The 20480-nt window shown below is 37.0% G+C and carries 21 protein-coding genes; 13 read left to right on the top strand and 8 right to left on the bottom strand.

The window, feature by feature from the left end:
* Nucleotides 1-46: 46 nt before the first annotated feature.
* From yajC to ACK4R1_RS06270, 4 genes are all read right to left on the bottom strand, one after another.
* Nucleotides 47-331, bottom strand: a complete 285-nt coding sequence (gene yajC, locus ACK4R1_RS06285; RefSeq protein WP_409684751.1) for a preprotein translocase subunit YajC — start codon at nt 329-331, stop codon at nt 47-49.
* A gap of 9 nt (nt 332-340) precedes the next feature.
* On the bottom strand, nt 341-838 hold the full coding sequence (locus ACK4R1_RS06280) for a DUF1573 domain-containing protein (RefSeq protein WP_409684750.1): 498 nt from the start codon (nt 836-838) through the stop codon (nt 341-343).
* A 9-nt stretch (nt 839-847) separates the two neighbouring features.
* Complete coding sequence (nusB, locus tag ACK4R1_RS06275) at nt 848-1753, bottom strand: transcription antitermination factor NusB (RefSeq protein WP_409684822.1); 906 nt, start codon at nt 1751-1753, stop codon at nt 848-850.
* A gap of 112 nt (nt 1754-1865) precedes the next feature.
* Nucleotides 1866-2972, bottom strand: a complete 1107-nt coding sequence (locus ACK4R1_RS06270; RefSeq protein WP_409684748.1) for a Glu/Leu/Phe/Val family dehydrogenase — start codon at nt 2970-2972, stop codon at nt 1866-1868.
* Between the two features lie 194 nt (nt 2973-3166).
* Here ACK4R1_RS06270 and ACK4R1_RS06265 point away from each other — a divergent pair, with 194 nt between their 5' ends.
* The 3 genes from ACK4R1_RS06265 (at nt 3167) to ACK4R1_RS06255 (ending at nt 5664) form a co-directional block, all read left to right on the top strand.
* Entirely contained in the window at nt 3167-4924 is a 1758-nt protein-coding gene (locus ACK4R1_RS06265; protein WP_409684746.1) for an ABC transporter ATP-binding protein, read from the top strand.
* A gap of 70 nt (nt 4925-4994) precedes the next feature.
* The gene (locus tag ACK4R1_RS06260) at nt 4995-5375 is read left to right on the top strand and encodes a PUR family DNA/RNA-binding protein (protein ID WP_409684745.1); all 381 of its coding nucleotides are present in this window, start codon (nt 4995-4997) and stop codon (nt 5373-5375) included.
* Nucleotides 5376-5448: 73 nt separating this feature from the next.
* A complete protein-coding gene (locus tag ACK4R1_RS06255; RefSeq protein ID WP_409684743.1) occupies nt 5449-5664 on the top strand; it encodes a hypothetical protein in 216 nt (71 codons plus the stop codon).
* On the opposite strand, the gene ACK4R1_RS06250 is transcribed toward ACK4R1_RS06255, so the two are convergent.
* Nucleotides 5661-5996 (bottom strand): tRNA-binding protein, encoded by a 336-nt coding sequence (locus ACK4R1_RS06250; protein WP_409684741.1) that lies wholly within the window; start codon nt 5994-5996, stop codon nt 5661-5663. The genes ACK4R1_RS06255 and ACK4R1_RS06250 overlap by 4 nt on opposite strands.
* A 136-nt stretch (nt 5997-6132) precedes the next feature.
* Here ACK4R1_RS06250 and ACK4R1_RS06245 point away from each other — a divergent pair, with 136 nt between their 5' ends.
* The 3 genes from ACK4R1_RS06245 to ACK4R1_RS06235 all read left to right on the top strand — a co-directional run bounded on the left by ACK4R1_RS06245 (nt 6133) and on the right by ACK4R1_RS06235 (nt 9711).
* Nucleotides 6133-7026 (top strand): alpha/beta fold hydrolase, encoded by an 894-nt coding sequence (locus ACK4R1_RS06245; RefSeq protein WP_409684739.1) that lies wholly within the window; start codon nt 6133-6135, stop codon nt 7024-7026.
* Nucleotides 7027-7180: 154 nt separating this feature from the next.
* The gene (gene glgA / locus ACK4R1_RS06240; RefSeq protein WP_409684737.1) at nt 7181-8407 is read left to right on the top strand and encodes a glycogen synthase; all 1227 of its coding nucleotides are present in this window, start codon (nt 7181-7183) and stop codon (nt 8405-8407) included.
* 29 nt (nt 8408-8436) lie between these two features.
* Entirely contained in the window at nt 8437-9711 is a 1275-nt protein-coding gene (locus ACK4R1_RS06235) for a glucose-1-phosphate adenylyltransferase (RefSeq protein WP_409684736.1), read from the top strand.
* A 34-nt stretch (nt 9712-9745) separates the two neighbouring features.
* On the opposite strand, the gene ACK4R1_RS06230 is transcribed toward ACK4R1_RS06235, so the two are convergent.
* Complete coding sequence (locus ACK4R1_RS06230; RefSeq protein ID WP_409684734.1) at nt 9746-10048, bottom strand: cytochrome c; 303 nt, start codon at nt 10046-10048, stop codon at nt 9746-9748.
* Between the two features lie 90 nt (nt 10049-10138).
* Nucleotides 10139-11074, bottom strand: coding sequence for a peptidylprolyl isomerase (locus ACK4R1_RS06225; RefSeq protein WP_409684732.1), 936 nt, complete (start codon nt 11072-11074; stop codon nt 10139-10141).
* 73 nt (nt 11075-11147) lie between these two features.
* Here ACK4R1_RS06225 and ACK4R1_RS06220 point away from each other — a divergent pair, with 73 nt between their 5' ends.
* From ACK4R1_RS06220 to ACK4R1_RS06195, 6 genes are all read left to right on the top strand, one after another.
* On the top strand, nt 11148-11597 hold the full coding sequence (locus ACK4R1_RS06220) for a DUF1569 domain-containing protein (protein ID WP_409684730.1): 450 nt from the start codon (nt 11148-11150) through the stop codon (nt 11595-11597).
* Nucleotides 11598-11665: 68 nt separating this feature from the next.
* Nucleotides 11666-12466 carry a class I SAM-dependent methyltransferase gene (locus ACK4R1_RS06215; RefSeq protein WP_409684728.1) on the top strand — a complete coding sequence of 267 codons (801 nt, stop codon included), beginning with the start codon at nt 11666-11668 and terminating at the stop codon, nt 12464-12466.
* 146 nt (nt 12467-12612) lie between these two features.
* Entirely contained in the window at nt 12613-13290 is a 678-nt protein-coding gene (gene trmD / locus ACK4R1_RS06210) for a tRNA (guanosine(37)-N1)-methyltransferase TrmD (protein ID WP_409684726.1), read from the top strand.
* 2 nt (nt 13291-13292) lie between these two features.
* A complete protein-coding gene (locus ACK4R1_RS06205) occupies nt 13293-14303 on the top strand; it encodes a Gfo/Idh/MocA family oxidoreductase (protein ID WP_409684724.1) in 1011 nt (336 codons plus the stop codon).
* 126 nt (nt 14304-14429) lie between these two features.
* Complete coding sequence (gene rplS / locus ACK4R1_RS06200; RefSeq protein ID WP_121315098.1) at nt 14430-14780, top strand: 50S ribosomal protein L19; 351 nt, start codon at nt 14430-14432, stop codon at nt 14778-14780.
* Between the two features lie 236 nt (nt 14781-15016).
* A complete protein-coding gene (locus ACK4R1_RS06195; protein ID WP_409684722.1) occupies nt 15017-17239 on the top strand; it encodes an NADP-dependent isocitrate dehydrogenase in 2223 nt (740 codons plus the stop codon).
* A 51-nt stretch (nt 17240-17290) separates the two neighbouring features.
* Here ACK4R1_RS06195 and ACK4R1_RS06190 read toward each other — a convergent pair whose 3' ends face one another.
* Nucleotides 17291-17971: a hypothetical protein gene (locus tag ACK4R1_RS06190; protein WP_409684720.1), complete on the bottom strand. Its 681-nt coding sequence runs from the start codon at nt 17969-17971 to the stop codon at nt 17291-17293.
* Between the two features lie 133 nt (nt 17972-18104).
* Here ACK4R1_RS06190 and ACK4R1_RS06185 point away from each other — a divergent pair, with 133 nt between their 5' ends.
* Nucleotides 18105-20477, top strand: a complete 2373-nt coding sequence (locus tag ACK4R1_RS06185; protein WP_409684718.1) for a TonB-dependent receptor — start codon at nt 18105-18107, stop codon at nt 20475-20477.
* Nucleotides 20478-20480 lie beyond the last annotated feature (3 nt).

The raw sequence follows: 20480 nt of genomic DNA, 5'->3' as shown, positions 1-20480 counted from the left end.
TGGGATTTTTACTTTGTATTTCGTACTTCTTACTTCGTACTTTGCTTTATGCTTTCTTATTAGCCGCTGCAGTCAATTCTAAAGAAATAGCGGAACGCTCAATCTTTAATTTACCCGACATGGTTTCGATGACGGCTGTACCTTCTGACAACTCAGCAATTTTACCGTGGAAACCACTTTTGGTGATGATTTTATCGCCTACTTTTAAGCTTGATTCAAATTCTTTTTCTTGTTTGATTTTCTTTTGTTGCGGTCTGATCATAAAGAAATAGATCACGACAAACATTAATAAAAACGGGAAAAAACTTCCTAATTGTCCAAATTGTTCCATAATAATAATTTATTTTGCTCCTTTCGGAACTTCGATGTTAGCTTTAATGGTTAGTATTTTATTGCCTTCTGCAGTGTTACACATGATAGAAACGGTTTTGGCTGTTGATCCGGTCTTTCCTGCAGAATTAAAAGACACTTTAATATTTCCTGATTCTCCCGGTTTGATAGGTGTTTTAGGATATTCAGGAACGGTACAACCGCAAGAACCTTTGGCAGAAGTGATAATTAAATCGGCTTCCCCTGTATTTTTAAACTCAAAAACATAACTTGGTTTGTCACCTTGTTGGATAGTTCCAAAATCATGTACTTCATTGTCAAAAGTCATTACCGGATACTTTCCGTTTGCGTCTGCTTGAACTACCGGAATATCATTCATATTGGCTTCCGGTTGTTTTACCGAAATGGTGTCGGCACCCGAATTGTTTTCGGCTGCATTGTCTTTTTTACAAGCTGTTGTAAAGGCTAACAAAGCTGAAATGGCGATTAAATAGATTCTTTTTTTCATAGTTTATAATTATAGTAAACCTCTACCGGTTTTTTTGATTTTATCTTCCGTTTGAAATTCTTTGACTAAATTATCTAAAATTCCGTTGATAAAAATACTGCTTTTTGGCGTAGAATATTCTTTGGCAATTTCCAAATACTCGTTAATCGTAACTTTTATTGGAATAGACGGGAATTTCAAGAACTCACAAATGGCCATTTTTAAAATGATGGTGTCAATTTCGGCAATACGATCGGCATCCCAATTTGGGGTTTTATCGATGTATTCTTTGGCTAATTGTACTTCATTTAAAACTGTTTTCCTGAACAAGTTGCCCACAAATTCTTTGTCTTCTTCGTCTTTGTACAATTTCACCACTTTGAATTCGCCCTTTTCGGAAACCAATTTTAACTGCTTCTGAATTTGGGTATTCACTACCGGAATATCGTCTGTCCAAGTTAGTTTGTTGTCTTCCAAATATTCATAAAGCTTTTCATTGGGTGCAATTAGATCCGTGAACATGTCAACCACAAACTGTTTGTCTTCTTCAAAATTATTCTGACGGTTGCTCATGTATTTGGCATACAAATCACTCTGCTTGATGTCATTAAGCAAAATCAAAATATAATCATCGTTTAGTGACCAATTGTTGATTTTTCTTTGTTCTAAAGCGATACTCAACGAGCTATTCTCTTCCAATTGAAGCAGCACCGCATTATTGATAAATTTTTTATTGGGATTTTTTTCTTCAGGCGTGGCCAAATGTTTTTTACTGGAAGCTTCCAAAAAAACAATCTCTTTTTTTCTGATTTCTGTCAAAGTCGACAACATGATTAAATATAAATCCTGAATGTTATCAATACTTTGGATTAAGAACTTTTCTTCTTTCTCCAATTCCTCAGAATTTTTTTGATGCATGGCGTAGATGGACTGCATCACTTTTACTCGAATATGTCTTCTGTTTAACACGGATAAGAACTTTTAAAAATTAACAACGCGAAAGAATTTCTTTCGCGTTGCAAAAATAGGAATATTTTAAAACCTAATATTATTTATTAGCGTTTTCTTTTTTTCTTTGGTCAATTCTGTTTTGCGCAATTTGCATCGCTGCTTGTTGCGTAGTCATGTTGTTGATGTCGGCAAAATTGAAAATCTCTAACGTAGTGTTATAGATATTCTCAGTTTTTTTCATGGCTTCGTCTTTACCGTATTTCACGATTTCGCCGTAAACATTGATAATTCCACCGGCGTTGATTAAGAAATCAGGTGCATAAGCGATGCCTCTTTCTCTTAAAATTTGACCGTGAATGGCTTCTACTGCCAATTGGTTGTTAGCCGCTCCTGCGATTACTTTAGCTTTAATTTTGTGAATCGTTTCGTCATTGATGGTAGCACCTAAAGCACAAGGCGAATAGATATCAACGTCAGCACTGTATAAATCGGCTCCGGTGAAAATTTTGGCGCCATATTTCGCTACCATGTTTTCCATTTTATCTTGGTGAATGTCCGACACAAAAACCTCTGCGCCTTCTTTTCTTAAATAGCTGATTAGCGTTTCACCTACGTGACCGGTTCCTTGCACCAATACTTTTTTACCTTCTAATTTTTCCGAACCGAATTGGTATTTAGCGGCGGCTTTCATTCCCATGTAAACACCATAAGCCGTTACCGGAGAAGGATTTCCTGAACCTCCGATTGACTCAGAAATACCCGTAACATGATTGGTTACTTTGTGGATTCTGTCCATGTCTTCCGTTGTTGTTCCAACGTCTTCGGCCGTGATGTATTTACCACTTAAAGAATTTACGAATTCTCCGAAACGTGTTATCATCTCAGGCGTTTTATCGGTTTTAGAATCGCCAATGATAACGGCTTTTCCACCACCAAGATTTAAACCAGTGATGGCCGACTTGTAAGTCATTCCGCGTGACAGTCTTAAAACATCATTTAATGCTTCCCATTCGTTAGCATAATTCCACATTCTAGTGCCACCAAGCGCCGGTCCCATAACTGTGTTGTGTATACCAATAATTGCTTTTAAACCTGTATCTTTGTCATTACAAAAAACGATTTGTTCGTGATTGTCAAAAGAAAGTTGACCGAAAACAGGATCCATCTTTTTTAGCTCGACCGGTGTAGTGATTTCTGAAGTCATAATGAAGTTGTATTAATTTAAGACTTTGTAAAAAGTCGGTACAAAAATAAAATATTATTCAATAAAACTCACCAATATCAGGAATAATTAGCAAATTGTTAATAAAATCAATTTAAATAAAGAATATAATAATTTAATTATTTTCAGCGTTTTAACAAATTTTAGGTCGTAATTCCCGTTTTTGAAAAATTAACATGAAAGAACTTCAATATTTAAACAAATACTTTATCAAATACAAATTCCATTTCTTATTAGGAATTTTAATCACTATAGTCGCACAAATTTTTTCTCTTTTTACTCCTAAGTTAATCAGCAAATCTTTCAAAGCCATTGAGGATTTTAACCGCAACAAAATAAGCAGCGAATTGATTAAAGCCGAATTGATTGAAAACATCCTTTGGATTATTGGTACTACTTTGATTGCCGGTGTTTTAACTTTTTTGATGCGCCAAACTTTAATCGTAATGTCGCGCCATGTGGAATTTGACTTGAAAAATGAAGTCTTCAAACATTACGAAGTTTTAGACCAAAATTTTTACAAGCGCAACCGAACCGGTGATTTAATGAACCGCATCAGCGAAGATGTTGGTAAGGTGCGTATGTACGTTGGACCGGCCGTGATGTACACCATCAATACTTTTATTCGATTTACTGTTGTCATTATTTATATGTATAATGTATCGCCTTTATTGACTTTATATACCATTTTACCATTACCGATTTTATCCTTTATCATTTTCCGATTGAGTACCGAAATCAACAAACGCAGTACGACTTTCCAACAATATTTATCTAAAATTTCGAGTTTTACCCAAGAGATTTTCTCCGGAATTCGTGTCGTGAAAGCTTATGCGATGGAAAAACAATACCAAGAAGAAATCATTGACTTGGCTAAAGAAAGCAAAACGAAAAGTATGAGTTTAGCTCGTGTACAATCGCTTTTCGGCCCGTTGATGATTGCACTAATTGGCGTAAGTAACTTGGTGGTAATTTATTTTGGTGGCTTAATGTATATCGATGGAACGATTAAAAGCATCGGAACCATTGCCGAGTTTATTTTGTATGTCAACATGCTGACTTGGCCGGTAGCTTCTATCGGATGGGTTTCCTCTTTAGTACAAGAAGCCGAAGCTTCACAGAAAAGAATCAATGAGTTCCTGAAAATTGAACCGGAAATTAAAAACAAAGCGACGGAAAACACCAACATTCAAGGCGAAATCGAGTTCAAGAACGTAACTTTTACTTATGAAGATACTGAAATTACAGCGCTAAAAAACATCTCCTTCAAGGTCAAAAAAGGAGAAACTTTAGCCATTTTAGGGCAAACCGGTTCGGGGAAGTCGAGTATACTTTCCTTGATTACCCGAATGTACGACATCAAAGAAGGCCAAATTACTATTGACGGAAAAGCTATAGACCGAGTTAATTTAAACGATTTGAGAAACAGCATTGGAATCGTACCACAAGATGCCTTTTTATTTTCGGATACGATAAAAAACAACATCAAATTCGGTAAAGAAAACGCAACTGATGAAGAAGTAATGACGGCAGCCAAAAACGCTGTAGTTCATGACAACATTATGAATTTTAATTTGCAATACGAAACCATTTTGGGTGAACGTGGGATTACGCTTTCGGGCGGGCAAAAACAAAGGGTTTCCATTGCTCGAGCGATTATAAAAAATCCGGAGATATTGTTGTTTGACGACTGTTTATCGGCAGTGGACACCGAAACAGAAGAACAAATTTTGAATAATTTACTCCAAATCTCTAAAGACAAAACTACCATCATAGTGAGTCACCGGGTTTCATCGGCGAAAAATGCCGACAAAATTATCATCATCGATGAAGGCCAAATAATACAAGAAGGTTCTCATAATCAATTGGTAAACCAACCGGGTTATTATGCAGAGTTATATCTCAAACAACTTTCGGAAAAAGAATTAAATTAATTGTTGTTTGGTAACAAAAAATTTACCATTTTTGAACTATATAGAAACACCATTAATTGACTGAAAGAATATGAGAGAAAATGATATGTTAGAAAAAGATGAGATTTTTTCTAAAGTTTTAAGAGCGGGAAGAAGAACTTATTTCTTCGATGTGCGTGCCACCAAAGCAGATGATTACTACATTACCATTACCGAAAGCAAAAAGTTTACTGAAGAAGATGGTTCTTTTCACTTCAAAAAACACAAAATCTATTTGTATAAAGAAGATTTCGCCGCTTTCACTGATATTTTAGAAGAAATGACCGCTTACGTTTTGAACCACAAAGGCGAAGAAGTAATTTCAGAAAGACACCAAAAAGACTTCAAAAGAGAATACCAACAAGAAACAGCTGAAGAAACCAATACAACTTCTGAAAAGAGTTTCACTGATATCGACTTTGACGATATATAAAAAAGTAATTAGTGACTAGTAATAAAGATAAGTCCGGAGCTGAAAAGTTTTGGACTTTTTTAAATTAATTGATATGCAAAAATTTACAGCTTTCATCAACAAGTATGGCATCCTATTTCACAGTCTGAGCATACTGTTTTGGCTATGGCTGATTTCTAACGGTATTCAAACCATGCAAACTGAGGAATTACCTTTAACGAAGAAAATCGCTTTTGGAGGTTTGATCATGTTTTTGTTTTTGTCGATCTTTAATTTGTACAGAGCTATAATTAAAAGAAAACAAAGCTAACCAATCCTCAAGCCATTCTCGACTTTCAAATCGGAAGTCAATAAAACAATATCATTGTCAGCTCCGACTGAACCTAAAACCAAACATTCGCTCATAAAATTCCCTATTTGCTTTTTAGGAAAGTTAACCACTGCGACGATCTGTTTGCCAATTAAATCTTCTTTAGCATATCGCTTGGTAATTTGGGCCGATGATTTCCTGATGCCGATTTCATTTCCAAAATCAATTACCAATTGAAACGCCGGTTTCCGGGCTTCGGGAAAATCGTTTGCTTCTAATATGGTTCCTATACGCATAGCTACTTTTTCGAATTCTTGCCAAGTCAATTCCATAATCTTTGGTTTAATCAATAAACAAACCTAAGAATTATAAAAACATGTCCTTAAATTGTGTAACGCTTTTTTCAGGTCAGAAGTGTAATTTTATAAATCAATATTTGAGCGAAATCAAATGTAAAATTCCAGCAAGATGAGAGAATATCAAGTAGACCATGAACCGGATTTAAGAGAAACTAATTTCATAGTTCAAGAAAATTCAACCGATAAATTTATCGAAACTGCGCCCAATGTAAAACTCTACGTCAAAGATTACGGCTATGGAAAACCGGTGATTTTAATTCATGGTTGGCCATTGTCAAACGAAATGTGGGAATATCAAATTGAAGCTTTGGTCGAAAGCGGTTTCCGAGTAATTGCTTATGACCGAAGAGGTTTTGGAAAATCTTCACAACCTTGGAACGGATATGATTATGATACTTTAACCGATGACTTAAAATCGATTATCGACCAATTGGATTTAACTGATGTTACACTGGTAGGATTCTCTATGGGCGGCGGCGAGGTGGTTCGCTATTTCAGTCGTTATGGTGGAAAAAATGTTTCCAAAGCCGCACTGATTTCCTCAGTGACGCCATTCAGATTATGGACAGAAAACAATCCTGAAGGTAATCTTCCAGAAAAAAACGAAGCCACTGCCAATAAAATCAAGGAAGACCGAATTGGTTTCTTGGATGGTTTTGGAAAGACATTCTTTGGCGTAAGTATGCTAGCCAATCCTATGAGTTCTTCTCTATTGGATTATTTCAAAATGTTGTGCTCTTTTGCTTCACCACGGGCGACTTTAGAATGCGCCAAATCCTTTTCGACGACGGATTTCCGTAAAGAAATGGCAACCATAAAAGTTCCAACGCTGATTATTCATGGCGATGAAGACGAAATTGTACCGATTGAAGTTTCTTCTGAAAAATCGGCCGCTATGATTCAAAACAACACCTTTATTATTTACGAAGAAGCACCACATGGCTTATTTTATACCGAAAGAGAGCGATTGAACAAGGACTTAATTGCCTTTCTTAATTCATAATTCAAAAACCTTAAGATGAAAATCCGGAGCGCACTTCAAATGCACTTCGGGTTTTTATTTTATAACCTTATTATTTTTATACAATACTGTTAATCTAAAAGTTGAATATATTTTATACATTTAGGTTTTAATAAATCACACTAAGGTTATCGCTATGAAAATTGCCTTGTTTACTAACGAATTTCCACCGAATATTTATGGCGGCGCCGGAGTTCATATCGATTTTCTAAGTCAGGAATTGGCTAAATTAAGTGAAGTGAAAGTGCGTTGTTTCGGCAACCAAGAAGAAGCAACCGAATCGATGAATGTCATCGGAATTCAATCTTCTTTAACCAAACCCGAAGACGACAACAATCCGCATCTCAAGATGTTTCATAATTTGAGTCGGAATGTCGAAATGTCGCAACACACTTTACAAGCCGATATCATTCATTGTCACACTTGGTACACGCACTTGGCCGGAATCTTTTCGAGAGAATTATTGCAATCGCCGTTAATTTTAACGACACACAGTTTAGAAACACATCGCCCTTGGAAAGTGGAACAACTGGGCAATGGTTATTTTTTGTCGCGTTGGATAGAAAACCATGCTTACAATACCGCCGACGGGATTATTGCCGTTAGCGAACAAATGAAAACCGATGTCATTGATGCTTATGGCGTTGCTCCGGAAAAAGTAACAGTCATTCACAACGGCATTGATCCTGATTTTTACGCACCCACTTTTGACAACGATTTATTAAAGGAATACAACATCAATCCTGATATTCCGTTTGTGCTTTTTGTGGGTAGAATTACGCGCCAAAAAGGGATTTCTCAATTGATTTCGGCTGCTAAATATTTCAATGCAGATTGTCAAATTGTACTTTGTGCCGGTGCGCCGGATACTCCGGAAATAGCTCAAGAAACAGAAGAATTAATAACCGATTTAAAAGCGAAAAGAAATGGGGTCATTCTGATTTCAGAAATGTTGCCTCGCGAAAAAATCAAAGTGCTTTACAGTCACGCTCGCGTTTTTGCCTGTCCGTCATTATACGAACCATTTGGCATTATCAATCTCGAAGCCATGTCTTGTGAAACTCCGGTTGTTGGAAGTGCTGTTGGCGGTATTCCCGAAATTATAGTTGAAGGCGAAACCGGTTATTTAATTGAACTGGAAAGCATTTCCAGAACCGATTTTAACCCAAAACATCCTGAAGCATTTCAGCAGAACTTTGCTGCTAAAGTCAATCAATTATTAGCCGATGAAAGTTTGGCAACGCAATTGGGCAAAGCCGGAAGAAAAAGGGTTTTAGAAAAATTCAGTTGGGCCTCCATTGCCAAAACCACTTATAACTATTACCAAGACGTAATCAACCAATTTGAAAAAGAAAAAGCCTGATATATATCTCAGCCAAAAAAAATTGAAATATGATAAATAAAAGCACACTAGCCATTATTTTAGGTGGCGGACAAGGTTCAAGATTGGCGCCATTAACACTGACCCGTTCAAAACCGGCTGTCCCGATTGCCGGAAAATACCGTTTGGTGGATATTCCGATTTCGAATTGTATCAACTCTGATATTAAAAGGATGTTTGTGTTAACGCAATTCAATTCGGCTTCATTGAACCAACACATCAAAAATACTTATCATTTTAGCCATTTCAGTACGGCTTTCGTTGACATTTTAGCGGCCGAACAAACACCCGACAATATTACGTGGTTTCAAGGTACAGCTGATGCGGTTCGACAGTGTATGCATCATTTTATGAACCATGAGTTTGATTATGCGCTGATTTTATCGGGTGACCAATTGTACCAAATGGATTTTAATGCGATGATCAAAGCGCATCATGATGCCGGTGCCGATATTTCGATTGCCACTTTACCGGTTACCGCTAAAGAAGCTACCGAATTTGGGATTCTAAAAACTGATGCCGAAAATTACATTACTTCTTTCATCGAAAAACCCAATGCGAGTTTACTCCCAGAATGGACTTCAGAGGTAAGCGAAGAATCTCAAGCCGAAGGCAAACATTATTTGGCGTCAATGGGAATCTACATCTTCAACAAAGAATTGTTAGTTGAATTGATGAAAAACCCGGACACTAAGGATTTTGGCAAAGAAATCATTCCGCAAGCCATTGGAAAGCAAAAAATGTTAAGCTATCAATATGAAGGTTATTGGACCGACATTGGAAACATTGACTCATTCTTTGAGGCCAATTTAGGCTTAACCGATGACATTCCTAAATTCAATTTATTTGACAATTCGAGTAAAATTTATACCCGTGCCAGGGTTTTGCCTCCGTCAAAAATTACCGGTTCATCAACCGTTGACAAATCAGTTATAGCCGAAGGTTGTATTTTAAACGGAGCTACTGTTGAACATTCAGTGATCGGGATTAGAAGTCGCGTAGGTTATGGATCAACCGTAATCAACTCCTATTTGATGGGCAATGATTATTATCAAAACCTGGAAGAAATCAGAACCAATTCATTGCATGGAATTATCAACGTTGGTATTGGTGAACGTTGTTTTATCAATAACACTATAGTTGACAAAGATTGTAGAATCGGCAATGATGTTCGTCTCAACGGTGGAAAACACTTAGAAGATACCGATACTGAATTATACACGATAAAAGATGGCATCATAGTCGTCAAAAAAGGTGCTATCCTTCCGAATGGATTTACTGTATAAAATAAAAAAACACTCTAAACAGAGTGTTTTTTTATTATTGCATAGTCAAATAATTGTAGATTTTTTGACCTTGGGCATCATCTAAGTTGGCTTTCTTTTGCATATCTAAAACAATCGGTTTCCATTGTTCTGCATTGTAGTCAGTTGGTTGGTATAAAGAATGGCATTTACCACAATTATTCTCAAAAAGAGATTTTCCTTCTGCCAATTCAGGAGTCATGACTGTAGCGAATTTAATTTCCTCTTTTGGTGTTGTTGCCATTGGCATACTCGATTTAGAAGCACATGAATAAATAATAGTGGCCAAAACAGCCAAGGCAAGTACTTTATATTTCATGATTTTTAGTTATTGGTTGAAGTAAATGTAAAGAAAAATCCCAACCGTAAACAGTTGGGATTTTCTTTTAATCAAAACTTAAGTTTTGTATTACCCTTTTACATCCATTAATTCTACATCGAAAACCAAAGTTGCATCCGGTGGAATTACACCTCCGGCGCCGCTTGAACCATATCCTAAATAAGACGGAATTACAAAACGCGCTTTATCTCCAACTTGTAACAAGGCAATGCCTTCATCCCAACCTTCAATCACGTGACCTTTTCCTAATGGGAATTCGATTGGTTTTTTACGTGGATAAGACGAGTCAAATGTTTTACCATTTTCTAATTGTCCGGTATAATGAACTGAAACCGTTTTGCCGGCTTCGGCTTGTTTGCCGTTTCCTTTTTGGATGAATTTGTAACGCAAACCGCTTGCTGTTTTTTCAAAACCGGCAGCCAATTTTTCCATCGATTCTTCCGCTTGTTTTTTAGCTTCTTCGATTCTTCTTTGTCTTGAACCTTCAAACGTTCTGAAGGCTTCAATGGCATTCCATTTTTGAGCTTCATCTCCTACCCTAACGATTTCCAATGTTTCTATTGAATCACCTTGGGCAACTGCATCAACAATATCTTGTCCTTCAACCACGTGACCAAAAACAGTGTGTTTTCCGTCTAACCAATTTGTTGGTACATGCGTGATGAAAAACTGGGAACCATTGCTTCCCGGTCCGGCATTGGCCATTGATAAAACACCCGGTTTATCGTGTTTTAACGTTGGGTGAAACTCATCGTCAAAATTATAACCCGGACCACCGGTTCCGATACCTTGCGGACAACCACCTTGTATCATAAAATCGGGGATTACTCGGTGGAATTTTAAGCCATCATAATAAGGTTTTCCCATAGGTTTGGCTGAATTCTCTAATTGTCCTTCGGCTAGGCCTACAAAATTCCCTACCGTTCCCGGTGTTAAATCGTGTGTTAGTTTTACTAAAATCGATCCTTTTGTGGTGTTGAATTTAGCGTATATTCCGTTTTCCATGGTGTTATTTTTTAAAAAATCTGGTGCAAAGGTACTATTTTATATTGTAAATTTGGTTACCAAAAACAAAAGCATGAGTTCAATTTTCAGTAAAGTCGACAACGATGTAATCATCTCCAGAATCCACCAACTCACCCCGGAAAGTAAAGCTTTATGGGGAAAAATGACCGTAGACCAGATGTTGTCTCATTGTCAGGCACCATTGGATTTCGCTTTTGGAAAAACACCTATGAAGGCCAATTTTTTGATGCGTATCATTGGGAAATTGGCACGGAATAAAATATTGAATTCAAAAGAATACCATAAGAACAGTCCGACTGCGCCGGCTTTTATCCGAAAAGAAACTTATGATTTTGAAGCCGCAAAACAAGGACTGATTGAAAGAATCAATATTTTTTCTGAACTGGGTCAGAAAGCCATTAAAACGACTAAGCATCCTTTCTTTGGGGAAATGACTTATGAAGAATGGAGTAAAATGCACACCATGCATTTGGATCACCATTTGAGACAATTTGGGGTTTAAAAAAGAAAATAGAATATAGAAAATAGAAAATAGAGAATAGAATATAGAGAATAGAATATAGAGAAAAGATGAAAGAAGGTTCCGATTATATCAAACTCAATAAAGCTACTTGGAACGATAAAGTGGATGTTCACATCGCTTCAGCGTTTTATGATATGGAAAGTTTTTTGAACGGAAAATCAACGCTGAACGACATTGAGTTGGCTTTATTGGGCGATGTTTCCGGTAAAAAGATATTGCATTTGCAGTGTCATTTTGGGCAAGATACGATTTCGTTGTCGCGAATGGGTGCCAAAGCCACCGGATTAGATTTATCGGATAAAGCCATTGAAAGAGCTCGAGAATTTGCTAAAAAACTTAATCTCGACGTAACTTTTGTTTGTTGCGATATTTATGAGGCTCCAACATTAATCGATGAAAAATTCGATATTGTTTTTACCAGTTATGGTACTATTGGCTGGTTTCCCGATTTGGAAAAATGGGCGAAAGTGGTTTCGCATTTTTTAAAGCCGAACGGACAATTTATCATGGCGGATTTTCATCCGGTGGTTTGGATGTTTGATGATGATTTTACAACCGTTTTTTATAATTATTTTAATGTCGAGCCCATTATTGAAAACACTACCGGAACTTACGCCGACAAGCAAGCGCCGATTGAAACTAAAACCATTACTTGGAACCACCCGATTAGTGAGATTTTGAACAGTTTGATACAAAGCGGTTTGGAAATCAACACTTTTAACGAATACGATTATTCGCCTTATAATTGTTTTAACCAAACGATAGAATCAGAACCGGGAAAGTTCCGTATCAAACCTTTGGACAATAAAATCCCGATGGTGTATTCGATTTTGGCATCGAAGAAATAAATTTCCTCTTTAAATTGAAACCCTAGCCCGGATTGAAGTGAAAATCCTTTTTTAATTTGCCGTGGGTTTTAACCCTTGGCAATTTAAAAAAGATTGTAGCGGAAAGCCGGAAACAGCTTCAAAAAAAACTTCTTTATATTTGCACCATGCGAATAGACATCATTACCATATTACCCGATTTATTGCGAAGTCCGTTTGAAGGCTCGATTATGAAACGCGCCATCGAAAAAGGATTGGTGGAAGTGCATTTTCACAACCTGAGAGATTACACGACCAACAAGCAGAAAAGTGTTGACGATTACCAATTTGGCGGCGGTGCAGGCATGGTCATGATGATACAGCCGATAGACGATTGCATCACGCATTTGAAAAGCCAACGCGAGTATGACGAAATTATTTATATGTCGCCCGACGGAGAAACGTTGAACCAAAAAATGGCCAATACGATGTCGATGTACGAGAATATTATCATTCTTTGCGGCCATTATAAAGGCGTTGACCAACGCGTTCGCGATCATTTTATTACGAAGGAAATCTCGATTGGCGATTATGTCCTTTCGGGTGGTGAAATTGGCGCGATTGTTTTTTGCGATGCAATTATCCGATTGATTCCCGGTGTTTTGAGTGATGAAACTTCGGCTTTGACAGATAGTTTTCAGGACAATTTGTTATCGGGACCAATTTATACACGACCGGCAGATTATAAAGGTTGGAAAGTGCCTGAAGTGTTGACTAGTGGTCATTTTGCTAAAATTGACAAATGGCGAGAAGACATGGCGTATGAGCATACCAAAAATAGAAGACCTGATTTATTGGAAGACTAATCATGGAAAAACCGGTTGTTACTGCTTTGTTGGCTTACGGCATGTCGGGGAAAGTTTTTCACGCGCCGTTTTTAGCAACGAATAAAGGTTTTCAGCTTTATGCCGTTTTGGAACGAAATGCAAAGAAAGCGGCAAACGATTATCCTGAAATCATTAGTTTTTCGACTATTGACGAATTACTTTCAGATGAAACCATTGAATTGGTGGTAATCAACACGCCGAATAATACTCATTTTGATTATGCCAAGTTGGCTTTAGAAGCTAACAAACATGTCTTAATTGAAAAACCGGCTACTGCTACTCCGAAAGAATTTGAAACGCTTTTGGCTTTGTCCGAAAAAGTAACCCGTAAAGTTTTTGTTTACCAAAATCGTCGTTGGAGCAGTGATATCACTTCGGCTAAAAACATCATAAACTCAGGAAAACTCGGCGATATTATTGAAATGCATTTGAGATTCGACCGTTATCGTCCAACGATTGGTGTCAAAACTTTTAAAGAAACTCCGATTCCGAGTAGCGGGATTTGGTATGATTTAGGTTCGCATTTGATTGACCAAGCGATTTCTATTTTTGGAAAACCTGAGCGTCATTACAGACATAAAAATAGCTATCGCGACAATTCTCAAGTTGATGATTTTGCGTTTATGCATATTGTTTTCCCGAATAAAGTCAATGTATTTATTACTACAAGTATGTTGGTTACCGATGCCCAGGCCGGCATTGTAATTCATGGTACTAAAGGAAGTTTCATTAAAGCATTCTGTGACGAGCAGGAAAATCAATTGATTGAAGGCATGTCACCTTTACATCCAAAATTTGGCATGGAAAAACCAAACAAAGAAGGAAAACTGACTTATTACAATGAAAACGACCAACAAATAGTTGAAACGATTCCGTCAATTAAAGGAAATTTCAATGCACTATTTGATGAAGTTTATCAAAGCATTCGCAGCAACAAAGAGTATTCTGTTAAAAATCAAGACATTACGGCTCAATTAAAATTGCTTGTTTGATTAAAAAAAATTCGTAATTCGTAATTCATAATTCGCAATTCTTTTTTATCTTTGCCCCCACATTTGACTAACCTCTGGCGAAAACCGTGAATGTTGCTCAGATTTCAAACCATAATATTCTTAAAAATGGCAAATTTAGTAGATTTCGTTAATAACGAATTATCAACAAAAAAAGATTTCCCTTTATTCGGAGCTGGTGATACTATCACAGTTTACTACGAAATTAAAGAGGGTGAAAAAACAAGAACTCAGTTTTTCAAAGGAGTTGTAATCCAAAGAAAAGGTGCAGGATTGACTGAAACTTTTACTATCCGTAAAATGTCTGGTGCTGTTGGTGTAGAGCGTATCTTCCCAGTAAACATGCCGGCTTTGCAAAAAGTTGAAGTAAACCAAAGAGGTAAAGTTAGAAGAGCTCGTATCTACTACTTTAGAGAACTTACCGGTAAAAAAGCAAAAATCAAAGAAAGAAGAAGATAATTCTCCGCTTTGTACTCATAAAAAAAGTCCCGATTTTGTCGGGACTTTTTTTATTCCTGACAATTTAAATTCGATATTTTGACAATTCAATATTTTTTTCTGCTTTAATTGTCGATTTGATAATTCAATCGATTTCGTAAAAGGTTCGCCTTGATTTCTTTATATTTGCTTGCTTCAAAATAAACACTTTTGAGGTCATACAACACAAACAAACATTACGAATAAAAACCTTTACAATGACACAAAAAGCAAAAATCCACTACACTTTAACAGATGAAGCGCCAATGTTGGCCACGCATTCGTTTTTGCCTATAGTACAAGCCTTCACCGCTCCGGCTAATATCGATATTGAATTAAGAGATATTTCACTGGCCGGAAGAATTTTATCTAATTTCCCGGAATACTTAAAAGATGACCAAAGGGTTAGCGATGCTTTAGCCGAATTAGGACAACTGGCTACAACGCCTGAAGCCAACATCATAAAACTACCCAACGTTTCCGCTTCTATTCCGCAATTAACAGACGCTATTGCCGAATTACAAGCACATGGTTACGCAGTTCCGAATTATCCTGACAATCCAACAACCGACGAAGAAAAAGCTATTAAAACAGCTTATGCTAAAGTATTGGGTTCTGCCGTAAATCCGGTTTTACGTGAAGGAAACTCTGATCGTAGAGCACCGAAAGCGGTGAAAAATTATGCCAAAGCCAATCCGCATTCTATGGGCGCTTGGTCTAAAGAGTCTAAAACCAAAGTAGCCTTTATGAATGAAGGCGATTTCTACGGTACTGAAAAATCGGTTACAGTGGCCAATGCAGCTCAATTCAAAATAGAATTTGTTGGCATAGACGGTTCGACTAAAGAATTAAAAGGCTTATCTGCTCTGAAATCAGGAGAAGTAATTGATTCTTCGGTAATGAATTTAAGATCCCTAAAGACTTTTGTTTCTAAAACTATTGAAGAAGCCAAAGCCGCCGGCGTTTTATTATCGGCTCACTTAAAAGCCACGATGATGAAAGTGTCCGACCCGATTATTTTCGGGGCGATGGTGGAAGTATATTTCAAAGACGTTTTTGCTAAATATGGCGACGTATTCAAATCATTAGGCTACAAAGCCGATAATGGTTTAGGTGATTTGTATGTAAAAATTGCAGGTCATCCGCAAGAAGCTGAAATCACAGCTGCGATTGAAACGGCAATTGCCAACGGACCGGCGTTAGCCATGGTGAATTCTGATAAAGGAATCACTAACTTCCACGTACCATCAGACGTTATTGTTGACGCTTCTATGCCGGCGATGATTCGTACTTCGGGACAAATGTGGAACAAAGAAGGCAAAGCCCAAGATACTTTTGCTTTAATTCCGGATAGATGTTACGCAGGTCTTTACGTAGCGACTATTGAAGATTGTAAAACCAATGGCGCGCTCGACCCAAGAACTATGGGTTCAGTACCGAATGTAGGTTTGATGGCTCAAAAAGCAGAAGAATACGGTTCACACGACAAAACTTTCCAAGCCGAAGCTGACGGAACTATTCAAGTTTTAGATGCAGAAGGCAATGTATTGATGGAACAAGCGGTAGAAGCCGGAGATATTTTCAGAATGTGTCAAACCAAAGATGCACCCATTCAAGACTGGGTAAAGTTAGCGGTAAACAGAGCGCGATTATCCGCGACACCTGCCATTTTCTGGTTGGATGAAAACCGTGCACACGATAGAGAAATCATCAAAAAAGTACACTTATACCTAAAAGATTACGACACCAACGGATTGGACATTAGAATCATGAATCCGATTGATGCGACTAAACTGACTTTAGAAAGAATCCGTCAAGGGTTAGACACCATTTCAGTAACCGGAAACGTATTGCGTGATTATTTAACCGATTTGTTCCCGATTTTAGAAGTGGGCACTTCGGCCAAAATGTTATCCATTGTTCCATTAATGAATGGCGGTGGCTTGTTCGAAACCGGAGCCGGAGGTTCAGCACCAAAACACATTGAGCAATTTATTGAAGAAGGTTATTTGCGTTGGGATTCGTTAGGCGAATTCTTAGCACTCGGCGCTTCCTTGGAACATTTAGCGCAAACCCAAAACAATCCTAAATCGATGGTTTTAGCCGAAGCTTTAGACGTTGCCACTGAAAAATTCTTGGCTAACGATAAATCTCCGGCGCGTAAAGTCGGCCAAATTGACAACAGAGGTTCGCATTTCTACTTGGCGATGTATTGGGCAGAAGCTTTAGCTGCTCAAACTAAGGACGCAGAATTACAAGCTAAGTTTACTCAAATTGCAGGTGAATTAAACGCTAACGAAGCTAAAATTAATGAAGAGCTAATTGGAGCCCAAGGGAAACCTCAGCAAATTGGCGGTTATTATCAACCTTCAAAAGTTTTGACTGAAAAGGCAATGCGTCCGAGTGAAACTTTTAATACTATTTTATCAAAATTAGTATAATCAAATTCGATTTATTTAATAAAAAAAGCGACTTAATTAAGTCGCTTTTTTTTATTTCTGTTCTTGTAAACCGCCGTCATCTTTTAAGATAATTAATTTGGCTTTGACACCGGTAGTCAAGTTCCATTTATTAGTGGTTACAATGCCTTTCTTTTGGTCGTAAATTACAAACTGCGCTGTGTTTGGTCCGGATTCTCCCTGATTTAAAGCTTCTATTTCTATTTTGTTGATCCCTTCGTTTAAGTCTAGATACACTTCTTTGAAACTAACTTCTAATAAAATAGCATCAACCACAATTTTATCATTGAGCCAAATTCTAACCAAATCTCCGTCAGGTGCTTCATGATCTCTACAAGCAATACTTATAGTTTTGGAGCCGGTTTTAAATTGGCCTAAAAAACTATCACTTTTGAATTTTTCCAGAATTTCACCATCGCTGCTTTTCTTGTTCATTCTTTCAGTATATGGCTTTGATGGATCAGCAAATTTCTCTTTTTCCATTATACTCTTTTCTTCCTCGGGTTTCTTTTTTAACAGAGAAACATTTTCGAGCAACTTGTCTTTCTTATCAAAAATACTAGGATAAGTAATCGATTTTGAAGAAGTTGGAGATACTTCTCCGGTTGGATTAGTTACCGGTGCTATTTTTAAAGTCTTCTTGGGCTGCTCAAATTGAGCAAACCCTTCAAAACTGACAATTATCAAAAATAATATCGTAAAACTTGCCTTCATTATATCTTTCTTGTGATTAGTGAAAATAATAAAATCTCTAAAAAAACTGTTTTGTATTAACCAAACCTTAACAAATGATTATGAGGAAATTACTAATTTTATCAAGAATTTTGCAACTCTAAAAGCCAAATTTATGCCAAAAAATATTTTCACTCCTATCTTTTTAATATTATTAACGTTTCAACTCTATTCTCAACAAAAATATACCATCAGTGGTTTGGTTTCAGACGGGAAAAATAAAGAGACCTTAATAGGTGTTTCATTGTATATTCAAGAAACCAAAACCGGCCTGACCACTAATGAATACGGTTTCTATTCTATTACTTTGCCCAAAGGAAGCTATACTTTATCGATTAGTTACATTGGCTACAAAACCATCACTGAAACCATAGAACTTACTCAAGACATTCGAAAGAATTTTTTAATATCAGAAAGCAGTCAACAACTTGATGAAGTCGTAATTCTTCAAAACAGCAAGCGTGTCGATGTGAGAAAGCCTGAAATGAGCGTCAACAAACTGACCATTCAGGAAATCAAAGAAATGCCCGTAATATTCGGAGAAGTTGATGTGATTAAATCGATTCTAACGCTTCCCGGAGTGACCAATGCCGGCGAAGGACAATCGGGTTTTAATGTTCGTGGCGGTGGTGCAGATCAAAACTTGGTTTTGTTAGATGAAGCTACTATTTATAATTCCTCTCACTTGTTTGGGTTATTTTCAGTTTTTAATCCGGATGCTATCAAAGATTTAAAGCTATACAAAGGTGGAATTCCTGCAAGATACGGAGGTCGATTATCTTCTATTTTAGACATTTACCAAAAGGAAGGCAACAAAGATTCCTTTCACATGAATGGCGGTATTGGTCTAATTTCAAGCAGAATCCTGGCTGAAGGACCAATCGTAAAAGGTAAGGGTTCCTTTGTGGTTGCCGGAAGAGGTTCGTATGCGCACCTTTTTCTAAAATTGGTAGACAATCCGAACTCGGCTTATTTTTATGATTTGAATACCAAATTGAGCTATTCTCTTAATGAAAAAAACAATGTTTATCTTTCGGGATATTTTGGCAGAGATGTATTTCAATTGAATAATAGTTTTGTCAACACTTATGGAAATACCGTTATTAATTTAAGATGGAATCATTTATTCTCAGACAAATTATTCTCTAATCTTTCTATGATTTATTCTGATTATTATTATGGCCTTCGATTGGATTTTATCGGATTCAATTGGGACAGCGGTATTAAGAACTACAATTTAAAATACGATTTCAAACATTATTTGACCGATAAATTCAAACTGACTTACGGTTTACAAACCAATTATTACGATTTTAATCCGGGTAAAATTGAACCTACCAATGAAGAATCCGGAATTAATGCGGATCAATTGGACAAAAAATATGCTGTGGAAAATGCCGTTTATTTAGATGCAGAACACCAAATCTCTAAAAACATTGCGCTTTCTTACGGCATTCGCGTTAGTAATTTTCTTCGTTTAGGACAACAAACTTTAAACACTTATGCCAATAATCAGCCGGTCACTTTTAATTCTCAATATCAAATTTATGAAAGCGCGGAACCTATCGGAACGGTGAGTTATGGTAAAAATCAAACGATAGCCCATTTCGAAAATCTTGAACCTCGTTTTGCTATTGCTTACACCTTAAATGATGACCAATCGATAAAAGCGAGTTACAACCGAATGTCGCAGTATTTGCATTTGATTTCCAACACGCAGTCGCCAACACCTTTAGACGTTTGGGCACCAAGTGACCAATATTTGAAACCACAGATTTTAGACCAAGTCGCTTTGGGTTATTTCCGAAATTTAAGTGATGATTTATATTCGCTTGAAGTAGAAACTTTTTTTAAGAAAATTAAAAATCGCGTCGATTATATTGACGGTGCAAACTTAATAGCCAACGAAGCCATTGAAAGAGTTGTTTTAAACGGAAAAGCCAGGGCTTATGGTTTAGAAATTTTGTTCCGAAAAAACTCGGGTCGATTCAAAGGTTGGGTTTCTTATACCTTGTCGAGAACAGAACAACAAGTTGAAGGCAGAACACCAGAGGAAACGGGTATTAATAACGGAGAATGGTATCGCACCGGTTTTGATAAACTGCATAATTTGGCCATAGTAGGCAATTATAAATTAAATGAAAAATGGCGTTTTAGTTCCAATTTTATTTTGCAAACCGGTCAACCCGTTACCTTTCCAACCGGTCAATATGAATACCAAGGCATCACCGTTCCGATTTTCAGCTCGCGAAACGAAAATAATTTACCAATGTACCATCGCTTAGACGTTTCGGCTACTTTGACACCAACTAAAAACAAAGGCAGAAAGTGGCAAAGTGAATGGGTTTTCGGAATTTACAATATTTACAACAGGATGAATTCGGCTTCCATTACATTCAGACAAAACCAAGAAACCGGTTCTAATGAAGCCATCCGACTGTCGATTTTCGGAATTGTTCCCAGTGCCACTTATAACATTAAATTCTAAATT

The sequence above is a fragment of the Flavobacterium sp. genome, from assembly GCF_046293665.1.
In the GTDB taxonomy this organism is placed as follows: Bacteria; Bacteroidota; Bacteroidia; order Flavobacteriales; family Flavobacteriaceae; genus Flavobacterium.
Note: the sequence above shows the minus strand (reverse complement) of the source record. Positions and strands in the feature narration are given on the sequence as shown.